The following is a 9726-nucleotide window of genomic DNA, read 5'->3' as shown; positions in this document are numbered from 1 at the left end:
GCCGCGCCGACCTGCTCGCCGCGCACCTCGCCGCCGACCACCACCGGCTCGACCAGATCGCCGCCGTCCCCCTCACCCACCTGACCACCCACCCCCGCGACCGCGCGGGTCGGGTTCCGGCATGACGCGCGAGCGCGCCGACGTCGCGGACCCGAACCGTACGACCGGCGGGGTGGACGCCCCGAAGAGAAGGAGCATCGCCTGATGCCGCAGGGAAAACCGACCCACGTGCCCGCCGACGGGCTGACCACCCGGCAGCGGCGCAACCGCCCGCTGCTGCTCGTGCACACCGGCCAGATGAAGGGGAAGTCGACGGCGGCGTTCGGACTGGCGCTGCGGGCGTGGACGGCCGGCCTGTCGATCGGGGTGTTCCAGTTCGTCAAGAGCGCCAAGTGGCGGGTCGGTGAGGAGAACGCCTTCCGCGCGCTCGGCGAGGTGCACCGGCACACCGGCCAGGGCGCCCCGGTGGCCTGGCACAAGATGGGCGAGGGCTGGTCGTGGATCCAGCGCGGCGGCGCGGCGGACCACGCAGCGGACGCCCTGGAGGGCTGGCGGCAGATCCAGCGCGACCTGGCCGCGCAGCGCCACGGCCTCTACGTGCTCGACGAGTTCACCTACCCGATGAGGTGGGGCTGGGTGGACGTCGACGAGGTGGTCGACACCCTGGCGAACCGCCCCGGGTTCCAGCACGTGGTGATCACCGGGCGGGACGCCGACCCGCGGTTGGTCGCCGCCGCCGACCTGGTCGCCGAGCTGGTCAAGGTCAAGCACCCGATGGACGCCGGCCAGAAGGGCCAGAAGGGCATCGAGTGGTGAACGGTGCCGAGCGGTGACCGTCGTCCGGCAACGGACTCGCGAGCGTCCGCCGGCAGCGGCGGCGAGCGCCGCTGTGGAGCTGACGTCGTCAACGCCTCGGCCGGAATCCCTCGCCCGGTACAGCGCCTCCTCCGACCGACGGGGGCCCGGGCCGGTCAGCCGGTGAGCGCCCGGGCGAGCAGGTAGCCGGCGGTGGCGGCGGCGAGCCCGGCGGCGAGGCTGGCCGTGACGTTGAGCAGCGCGGCCAGCTGCCGGCCGCCGCGGGCCAGCCGGAGCGTCTCGTAACTCAACGTGGACCAGGTGGTCAGCGCGCCGCAGAAGCCGGTGCCGACCAGCGCGCCAACCGCCGGGTCGGTCGGCAGCCCGGTGAGCAGACCGAGCAGCAGCGACCCGGCCACGTTGACGGTGAGCGTGCCCCACGGGAAGGCCGAGCCGAGGCGGGCCTGCACGGCCCGGTCGGTGAGGTAGCGCAGCGGGGCGCCGACGGCCGCGCCGAGCGCGACGAGCAGGGCGGTCACCGGCGGCTCCGCAGCAACCGGTCGGTGGCGGCGTCCCCGGCCCAGACCGCGAGCAGCGCCCCGACCAGGGTTGCGGCCAGGTACGCTAGCGCGGTGGCCGGGGCGCCCGCCAGCAGCGCCCGGTGGACGTCCACCGCGTAGGTGGAGAAGGTGGTGTAGCCGCCGAGCACCCCCACGCCCAGGAACGGCCGGGTCAGCGGCCGCCCGCCGCCGGCCCGGCCGAGCACGGCCATCAGCACGCCGATCAGCAGGCAGCCGCTGAGGTTGACCCCGAAGGTCGCCCACGGGAAGCCGTCCGGCGGGTGCGGGAACGCCGCCTGCAGGCCGGCCCGGGCCAGCGCGCCGAGCACGCCCCCGGCGGAGACGGCGCCGAGGACGGCCGCCGGGTGCGCGGTGAGTTCGGCCCGGTCACCGGGTACGCGCAGGTCGACGTCGGGATCGATCCGCGGCGGCTCGGCCGGACCGGTCACGTCTCCTCCACAGCCGCGGGTGCCGCCGGCGGCCGTCCGGCGGCGGGCGCCAGCATAACGCCCCGTACGCCCGCCCCGGGGTGATCTCCGGCCGGCCCCCGCGATGCCGCGCGGGCGTGGCCGGGTGTGCCGGCGGTCAGCGCACCGCCGCCACGGCGGCGTCGGTGCCGCCGCGCCAGAGCGTGCCCACCTCGGTGAAGCCGGCGTCGGTCAGCGCGGCCAGGTGCCAGGAGACCGGCGGGTTCCACTCCGGGCTGTGCCCGGTCGGGTAGATCTCGTGGCGCCGGGCGACCAGCGGGGCGAGCGTCGGGTCGGCCGCCGCCCGCTCCCACCAGTCCGACCAGGACAGCACGGCGCCAGCGGCGTACCGGGCGTCGCGGCGGTCCCGGGCGCGGTCCAGCAGGCGCTTGCTGAGCTGCGGGAGGCCGTCGTCGGGCATGTGGTCGGCGTTGAGCAGGACGCCGCCCGGGCGCAGCAGGTCGCGCACCTCGGCGTAGAGCCGGGCGAGCCGGTCGCCCGGCAGCCAGTGCAGGGCGGTGGCGGTGAGCACGGCGTCGTACTCGCGGTGCGGCAGCGCGGCGGACCAGTCGGGCCGGTTGAGGTCGGCGGTCACCACGGTGACCCGGTCGCCGAGGGTGGCGCGGGCGATGGCGAGCAGCGTCGGGTCCAGGTCGAGCAGGGTCACCGCGGCGTCGGGGAAGCGGCGCAGCGCCCGCAGGGAGATGGTGCCGGTGCCGCCGGCCAGGTCGAGCAGCCGGGGCCGTTCGCCGTCGAGGATCGCCTCGACCGCGTCGAGCATCGCGGTGAACCGGTGCTCCCGGTCCGGCAGGTACGCCTCCTGCTGGCGGTCCCAGCTCTCCTGCCAGGCCGCCGCGTTCGTCAAGTAAGGAGTCATGCGGATCAGGCTAGTTACATCAGTAGGCCCGGTCCAGACCTTGTTGCCAGCAATTTGCAATAGCGGAGGGAATGGCGAGGCGATGATCGGGGGCGCGGTCGGGCCGGAGGTCGGCTCGACCCCGCACCGCTGGTGCCGGCGGCGCCGTGGGCCGGGTCACCCGGGCCGGCCGTTGACCTCAACCGCGCTTCATCTTCGAGGCTGGTCGTATCAGCGAGCGAAGTGGAGCGTGACATGCGGGTGGTCGAGGTGACGGCGTTCGGGGGACCGGAGGTGCTGGCGCTGACCGAGGCGCCGGAGCCGGTGCCCGGTCCCGGCGAGGTGGTCGTGGCGGTGGCCGCCGCGGACGTGCTCTGGGTGGAGACGATGATCCGGCGCGGCCAGGGTGGGACGTACTTCCCGGTGCGGCCGCCGTATCGCCCGGGGGTGGGGGTGGCCGGGACGGTCGGCGCGGTCGGCGCGGGGGTCGACCCGGGCTGGGCCGGCCGGCGGGTGGTGACCCGCACCGACGAGCGCGGCGGCTACCTGGAACGGGCGGTGGTGCCGGTCGACGGCCTCGTGCCGGTGCCGGACGCGGTCCCGCTCACCGACGCGGCCGCGCTGCTGCACGACGGGGTGACCGCGTTCGGGCTGCTCGATCTGGTGCCGGTCCGGTCCGGCGACCGGGTGCTGGTCACCGCCGCCGCCGGTGGCCTCGGCGCGGTCCTGGTGCAGCAGGTACGGGCCACCGGCGGGTTCGTCGTCGCCGCGGCCCGCGGCCCGGCGAAGCTGGCCGCGCTGCGCCGGCTCGGCGCGGACCTGGTGGTCGACTACCACGAGCCGGGCTGGACCGACCGGGTGCGCGCCGCCGCCGGCGACATGAACGTGGTCTTCGACGGCGCCGGGGGCGACTACGGTCGGGCCGCCTTCGACCTGGTGCGCGCCGGCGGCCGGTTCTCCGCGCACGGCACCCCGGCCGGGGCGTTCGCGATCCCCGATCCGGAGGTCGCCCAGGCCCGGCGGATCACCGTCACCGGCATCGCCGACGTGCAGTTCACACCGGAGCAGGCCCGCCGGCACCTGCGCGCCGCGCTCGACGCGGCGGCGGCCGGGCGGATCACGCCGCTGATCGGGCAGACCTTCCCGTTGCACCGGGCCGCTGACGCGCACCGGGCCGTCGAGGGCCGGACGGTGATCGGCAAGGCGCTGCTCACCGTCTGACCACCGCCGCCGCGGGCGCCACCCGGCGGTGGTGCCCGCCCGGCGGCGGGCGTACGGTACCCGGATCGGCGGGCGCGTGACCTCCCGACGCCGGGGCGCGGTGACCGCGCGGGCGCGGACGGGTGGGTACCCGGCCCGCCGCCCGCGCCAGGAGCCAGGAGGTAGCGATGCAGGACCGGACCCCTCGCCCGGAGGACCTGGAACCGATCGAGCGGGCCGGCGTCGACGAGCTGCGCGCCCTGCAACTGCAGCGGCTGCGCTGGTCGCTGCGGCACGCGTACGACAACGTGCCGCACTACCGGCGGGCGTTCGAGGCCGCCGGCGTGCATCCCGACGACTGCCGGGAACTGGCCGACCTGGCCCGCTTCCCGCTGACCGGCAAGGCCGAGCTGCGGGAGAACTACCCGTTCGGCATGTTCGCCGTGCCCCGCGAGCGGATCGCCCGGCTGCACGCCTCCTCCGGCACCACCGGCCGGCCGACAGTGGTCGGCTACACCGCGGCCGACCTGAAGACCTGGGCCCGGCTGATGGCCCGCTCGATCCGCGCCTCCGGCGGCCGCCCCGGCGACCGGGTGCACGTCGCGTACGGCTACGGGCTGTTCACCGGCGGGCTCGGCGCGCACTACGGCGCCGAGGAGCTGGGCTGCACGGTCATCCCGGTCTCCGGCGGGATGACCGAGCGCCAGGTGCTGCTGATCCGCGACTTCGCGCCCGAGGTCATCATGGTCACCCCCAGCTACATGCTGGCCATCGTCGACGAGATGGAGCGGCAGGGCGTCGACCCGCGCGGCACGTCGCTGCGGGTGGGCATCTTCGGCGCCGAGCCGTGGACCGAGGACATGCGCCGGGAGATGGAGCGGCGGCTCGACATGCACGCGGTGGACATCTACGGCCTCTCCGAGGTGATGGGCCCCGGCGTGGCCAACGAGTGTGTGGAGACCAAGGACGGCCTGCACCTGTGGGAGGACCACTTCTACCCGGAGATCATCGACCCGGTGACCGGCGAGGTGCTGCCCGACGGGGAGCGGGGCGAGCTGGTGCTCACCTCGCTGACCAAGGAGGCCATGCCGGTGGTCCGCTACCGCACCCGGGACCTCACCCGGCTGCTGCCCGGCACCGCCCGGCCGATGCGCCGGATCGAGAAGATCACCGGCCGGACCGACGACATGATGATCGTGCGCGGGGTGAACGTCTTCCCGACCCAGATCGAGGAGCTGATCCTGCGTACCCCGCAGCTGTCGCCGCACTTCCAGTGCGTCCTGGACCGGCAGGGGCGGATGGACACGCTGACCGTACGGGTGGAGCGGCGCGCCGGGGTGGCCGTCGACGCCGCCGAGCGAGCCGGGGCGGAACTGGTCCACCTGGTCAAGAACACCATCGGGGTGAGCGTCGCGGTCGACGTGATCGCACCGGACGGCGTGGAACGGTCGATGGGCAAGATGCGCCGGATCGTGGACCAGCGGCGGGCCGGCTGACGTGGGCGAGGCACGCAACGCCGCGTACGACATGTTCGACGCCGACGCGGCCTCCCGCAGTCTCGGGATCGAGCTGATCTCCGCCGCCGAGGGCGCGGCGGAGGCCCGGATGCGGGTGACCGGCGCGATGGTCAACGGGCACGCGATCGCCCACGGCGGCTACGTTTTCCTGCTCGCCGACACCGCCTTCGCGCTGGCCTGCAACAGCCACGGCCCGGTCACCGTCGCCGCCGGCGGCGAGATCACCTTCGTCCGGCCGGCCCGGGAGGGTGACCTGCTCATCGCCCGGGCCACCGAACGGACCCGGTACGGCCGCAGCGGTATCTACGACGTCACGGTGTCCCGCGAGGACGGCGAGGTGGTGGCCGAGTTCCGCGGCCGCAGCCGCACCGTCAACGGGCAGCCGGGCTGAGCGGCGGCCCCGCCGGCTGGCGGTGATCGCCTAGCATCGGCGCCATGCGCGTCCTGGTGGTCTCCGCGCCGTTGATCGGCCACGTCTTCCCGCTCGTCCCGCTGACCGTCGCGCTGCGCGACGCCGGACACGAGGTGCTGGTCGCCACGGCCGCCGACGGGCTGGACGTGGCCCGCTCCGGGTTGCCGGTGCGGGACGTCGCGCCCGGGTTCGACTTCGGCCGCATCGCCCGGGGCATGCTGCTGCGCCACCCGCTGGTGGCCCGCGCCGAGCTGGCCGGTCGGGCCGGCACCCGGGGCGCCGGGCTGCTCTTCGGCGCGGTCAACGACCAGCTCACCGACGGGGTGATCGCGCTGGCCGAGCAGTGGAAGCCGGACCTGGTCGTGCACGAGCCGTTCGCGGTTGCCGGCGCCGTCGCCGCGGCCCGGCTCGGCGTGCCGGCGGTACGCCACGAGAACGCCCTCTTCGACGGCCGAGAGCTCATCCGGGCCACGGTGGCCCGGCTCGCCCCGGCGCTGCGCCGGCACGGCCTGACCGAGCTGCCGCCGCCGGCCGCCGCCGTCGCGGTCGCCCCGCCCAGCGTGCTGCGCCAGGACGGCTGGCCGATGCGCTACGGCGCGTACGTCGGCGGCGGCGAGCTGCCGGACTGGCTGCGCGAGCCGGGCGAGCGCCCCCGGGTGCTGGTCAGCCGCAGCACCGTGGCCGGGCCGGGCGGCGGCGGCCCGATGCGCGCGGTGGTCGCCGCGGCGCCCCGGGTGGACGCGGAGTTCGTCCTGGTCCGGCCGGACGAGCGGCTGGCCCGGGCCGCGCTGCCCGACAACGTCCGTACCGTCGGCTGGATCCCGCTGCCGGCGGCGCTGGCGGCCGGCGCGGCGCTGGTGCACCACGGCGGCGCCGGCAGCGTCCTCGGCGCCCTGGCCGCCGGGGTGCCGCAGCTGGCCACGGTGGGCCCCGGCGATCGGCGGCAGAACGCGGAGCTGGTGGCGGCCCGCGGCGCCGGTATCGCCGCCGCCAGCCGCGACATCACCCCGGCGACGCTTACCCGGCTGGTCGCCGACGCCGCGTTGCGCGACGCCGCGACGCAGGTCAGCCGGGAGATCGCCGCCATGCCGGAGCCGGCCGACCTGGTGCCCCGGCTGGCGGCGCTGGCCTGACCGGAGGCGCCGGCGGCCACGCGTGGCGCGGCGGTCCTGTCGGGGGTCTCGGGCACGATGGGCCGATGCGACACATCGTCCTCTTCCACTCGGTGTACGGGCTGCGTCCGGCCGTGTTGCGCGCCGCCGACGAGTTGCGCGCCGCCGGGCACGAGGTCGCCACCCCCGACCTGTACGGCGTGCCGGCCGCCGACACGGTGTCCGACGGCTTCGCCCTGCTCGACGAGATCGGCCAGGAGGTCGTGCTCGACCGCGCCCGGGCGGCACTGCGCGACGCGCCGGCCGACGCCGTGCTGGCCGGCTTCTCGATGGGCGCCGGGGTGGCCGGCGCGATGCTCGCCGAGCGTCCCGACACCGCCGGGCTGCTGTTGTTGCACGGCACCGGCGGCGCGCCGGAGGCGGTCCGCCCCGGCCTGCGGGTGCAGTTGCACCTGGCCGACCCGGACGAGTACGAACCGCAGGACGAGGTGGACGAGTGGCGGCGGGCGATGACCGCGGCCGGCGCCGCCGTGGACGTGTACCGCTACCCGGGTGTCGGGCACCTGTTCACCGACCCGGACGTGCCCGACCACGACGCGCGCGCCGCCGTGCGGGCCTGGGACCGGAGCCTGGCCTTCCTCACCGGTTAGCCGTGCGGCGATCCTTCGCCGGCGACCGAACGGTCCGCGCCCTACCGTCGCTGCCCATGAACACAGCGACGGAGAGTTCCCCGGCCGCCGGCGTCGCCCCGGACCACGTGGCGATCACCCCGAGCATCCTGTACTTCGGCACCCCGGTCGTGCTGCTGTCGACGGAGAACGCCGACGGCTCGGTCAACCTCGCGCCGATGTCGTCGGCCTGGGCGCTCGGTCAGGTCGTCGTCCTGGGGCTGGGCCGGGCCGGGCAGACCGGCCGCAACCTGCGGCGCCGTCCCGACCTGGTGGTGAACCTCCCGGGCCCGGCCCTGTGGGCCGCGGTGGAGCGGCTGGCCCCGCTCACTGGACGACGCGACGTGCCCGAGCACAAGCGGGGTGCCTTCCGCTTCGAGCCGGACAAGTTCGCCGCCGCCGGCCTGCGTCCCATCCCGTCCGAGCTGGTCCGGCCGCCCCGGGTCGCCGAATGCCCGCTGCACCTGGAGGCCCGCGCGACCCGGGTACGGCCCGACGCCGCCGGAGACTTCCTCATCGTCGAGGCCCAGGTGCTCAAGGTCCACGCCGACCCGCGGGTCGTGGTGCCCGGCACCCAGCACGTCGACCCGTCGGCGTGGAGCCCGCTCATCTACAACTTCCGCCACTACTTCGGTCTGGGCGACGAGCTCGGCCACAGCTTCCGCTCCCAGACCCCACGCTCCCACGGGACGCTCTCCGGCTGAAGCGGCCGGCCAGCCCGGCGCGGTGCCGGCCGGGTGATGCGGTCAGCCGAGGCGGGCCAGCTCGTCGGGGGTGAGCCGCAACGCGCCGGCGGCGACGTTCTGCGCCAGGTGCTCCGGGTCGCCGGTGCCGGGAATGGCCAGCACGTGCGGCCCCTGGTGCAGGGTCCAGGCCAGCCGCACCTGGTGCGGGGTCGCACCGTGGGCGCGGGCGACCGCGCGTACGGCCGCGTCGTGCTCGGCGGTCGCGCCGGCTTCGCGGCGCTCCCCGGCCAGGGCGAAGAAGGGCACGAACGCCACGCCCCGCTCGCCGCAGACCCGCAGCAGGTCGTCCGAGCTCCGGTGCGCGTCGACGGCGTACGCGTTCTGCACGCACACCACCGGCGCGATGGCCTGCGCCTCGTCCAGGTGGTCGACCCGGACGTTGGACAGCCCGAGGTGGCGGATCAGTCCGGCGTCCCGCAGCTCGGCGAGGGCGGCGAAGCGCTCCGCCACCGAGTCGTCGCCAGGCCGGCGCACGATCCGCAGGTTCACCACGTCGAGGTGGTCGCGGCCCAGCCGGCGTAGGTTCTCCTCGACCTGCTGGCGCAGGTCTGCCGGGCTGGTCAGCTCGCCGCTCCAGGCCGTGGTGCGGTAGTCGGGCCCGACCTTGGTGGCGATGACCAGGTCGTCGGGGTAGGGGTGGAGGGCCTCGCGGATCAGTTCGGTGGCGTACCGGACGGGACCGGTGCCCACCCGCAGCGGCCCGCCCGGAGAGAAGTAGAAGGCGGCGGTGTCGATGTGGTTGACGCCCAGCTCGACCGCCCGCCGCAGGACGCGGACGGCCAGGTCCCGGTCCGGGTTCGCGGTGATCCGCATCGAGCCGAACCCCATCCGGTGCACGGTGCGGTCGCCCAGGGTCCAGCTGCCCGCGGCGGCCGCGGTGATCTCGTCGGTAGGCATCGGGCGAACCTAACCAACGGCACTGACCTGCGCACTCGGCCGCGCACCCGATACCGCCCGGGGGTGTCGACTGATAGCTTGGATCGTGGGGGAGAGCCGGCCACCCGGGCCGCCGTCAGGCGGCCGCCCGGGCGGGCGCCCGAACCGACGGGGTACGCCCGCGGCCGGCCCCCGCACCGCCATCCGCTCCGCCATCGCGGGCGGCACGCCACCGGACCTCCCCGCCGGCGTCGCCGGCCGCCTTCGCGAGGCCGCGGCACCGGCTTCCGGGATCGCTGGCGGGGGGTCGCTGGGTCGACGGCCACGGTGATCGCAGCGGAACCACCCGCAGGCGGGACGGCCGGGCCGGGGGCGACGGGCGGTCCCGCTCGCCGGCGGGCCGGGTGGTGGCGGGGTTCGGTGCGGGTGCGGTGCGTGCACCGGCGGGCGGATGCGCGGTCACCACGGGTGGCGTGGCGGCGGTGGGCACCGGCGTGCTGGTGGATCGGCGGGACGT

11 protein-coding genes are annotated in these 9726 nt (G+C 76.0%); 7 read left to right on the top strand and 4 right to left on the bottom strand.

What is annotated here, in order from left to right:
• Window positions 1-201: 201 nt before the first annotated feature.
• The gene (gene cobO, locus DLJ47_RS29590; protein ID WP_255562354.1) at window positions 202-816 is read left to right on the top strand and encodes a cob(I)yrinic acid a,c-diamide adenosyltransferase; all 615 of its coding nucleotides are present in this window, start codon (window positions 202-204) and stop codon (window positions 814-816) included.
• A 155-nt stretch (window positions 817-971) separates the two neighbouring features.
• Here cobO and crcB read toward each other — a convergent pair whose 3' ends face one another.
• From crcB to DLJ47_RS29575, 3 genes are all read right to left on the bottom strand, one after another.
• Complete coding sequence (gene crcB / locus DLJ47_RS29585; RefSeq protein WP_109904883.1) at window positions 972-1334, bottom strand: fluoride efflux transporter CrcB; 363 nt, start codon at window positions 1332-1334, stop codon at window positions 972-974.
• Window positions 1331-1804 (bottom strand): fluoride efflux transporter FluC, encoded by a 474-nt coding sequence (locus tag DLJ47_RS29580; protein ID WP_109904881.1) that lies wholly within the window; start codon window positions 1802-1804, stop codon window positions 1331-1333. The genes crcB and DLJ47_RS29580 overlap by 4 nt, the downstream gene beginning before the upstream one ends.
• Before the next feature lie 136 nt (window positions 1805-1940).
• Complete coding sequence (locus DLJ47_RS29575; protein WP_109904879.1) at window positions 1941-2699, bottom strand: class I SAM-dependent methyltransferase; 759 nt, start codon at window positions 2697-2699, stop codon at window positions 1941-1943.
• Between the two features lie 222 nt (window positions 2700-2921).
• Here DLJ47_RS29575 and DLJ47_RS29570 point away from each other — a divergent pair, with 222 nt between their 5' ends.
• The 6 genes from DLJ47_RS29570 to DLJ47_RS29545 all read left to right on the top strand — a co-directional run bounded on the left by DLJ47_RS29570 (window position 2922) and on the right by DLJ47_RS29545 (window position 8291).
• Window positions 2922-3899, top strand: a complete 978-nt coding sequence (locus DLJ47_RS29570; RefSeq protein WP_342447655.1) for a zinc-binding dehydrogenase — start codon at window positions 2922-2924, stop codon at window positions 3897-3899.
• Window positions 3900-4066: 167 nt separating this feature from the next.
• Entirely contained in the window at window positions 4067-5374 is a 1308-nt protein-coding gene (paaK, locus tag DLJ47_RS29565) for a phenylacetate--CoA ligase PaaK (protein ID WP_109904875.1), read from the top strand.
• A gap of 31 nt (window positions 5375-5405) precedes the next feature.
• Window positions 5406-5786 (top strand): hydroxyphenylacetyl-CoA thioesterase PaaI, encoded by a 381-nt coding sequence (gene paaI, locus DLJ47_RS29560; protein ID WP_109904887.1) that lies wholly within the window; start codon window positions 5406-5408, stop codon window positions 5784-5786.
• 44 nt (window positions 5787-5830) lie between these two features.
• Window positions 5831-6940, top strand: coding sequence for a nucleotide disphospho-sugar-binding domain-containing protein (locus tag DLJ47_RS29555; protein ID WP_109904873.1), 1110 nt, complete (start codon window positions 5831-5833; stop codon window positions 6938-6940).
• Between the two features lie 65 nt (window positions 6941-7005).
• Window positions 7006-7569, top strand: a complete 564-nt coding sequence (locus tag DLJ47_RS29550; protein WP_109904871.1) for a dienelactone hydrolase family protein — start codon at window positions 7006-7008, stop codon at window positions 7567-7569.
• A gap of 56 nt (window positions 7570-7625) precedes the next feature.
• Entirely contained in the window at window positions 7626-8291 is a 666-nt protein-coding gene (locus tag DLJ47_RS29545; RefSeq protein ID WP_109904869.1) for a flavin reductase family protein, read from the top strand.
• Between the two features lie 42 nt (window positions 8292-8333).
• Here DLJ47_RS29545 and DLJ47_RS29540 read toward each other — a convergent pair whose 3' ends face one another.
• On the bottom strand, window positions 8334-9230 hold the full coding sequence (locus DLJ47_RS29540; protein ID WP_109904867.1) for an aldo/keto reductase: 897 nt from the start codon (window positions 9228-9230) through the stop codon (window positions 8334-8336).
• Window positions 9231-9726: the final 496 nt, after the last annotated feature.

It is taken from the genome of Micromonospora sp. S4605 (assembly GCF_003176715.1).
GTDB classification, from domain to species: domain Bacteria; phylum Actinomycetota; class Actinomycetes; order Mycobacteriales; family Micromonosporaceae; genus Micromonospora; species Micromonospora echinaurantiaca.
The sequence above is the reverse complement of the archived record's forward strand: the minus strand, read 5'-3'. Positions and strand labels throughout refer to the sequence as shown.

Coding starts and splice junctions, on each gene's coding strand:
- DLJ47_RS29575 (WP_109904879.1), bottom strand. CDS start 2,699: ATGACTCCTTACTTGACGAACGCGGCGGCCTGGCAGGAGAGCTGGGAC.
- paaK (WP_109904875.1), top strand. CDS start 4,067: ATGCAGGACCGGACCCCTCGCCCGGAGGACCTGGAACCGATCGAGCGG.
- paaI (WP_109904887.1), top strand. CDS start 5,406: ATGTTCGACGCCGACGCGGCCTCCCGCAGTCTCGGGATCGAGCTGATC.
- DLJ47_RS29555 (WP_109904873.1), top strand. CDS start 5,831: ATGCGCGTCCTGGTGGTCTCCGCGCCGTTGATCGGCCACGTCTTCCCG.
- DLJ47_RS29550 (WP_109904871.1), top strand. CDS start 7,006: ATGCGACACATCGTCCTCTTCCACTCGGTGTACGGGCTGCGTCCGGCC.
- DLJ47_RS29545 (WP_109904869.1), top strand. CDS start 7,626: ATGAACACAGCGACGGAGAGTTCCCCGGCCGCCGGCGTCGCCCCGGAC.
- DLJ47_RS29540 (WP_109904867.1), bottom strand. CDS start 9,230: ATGCCTACCGACGAGATCACCGCGGCCGCCGCGGGCAGCTGGACCCTG.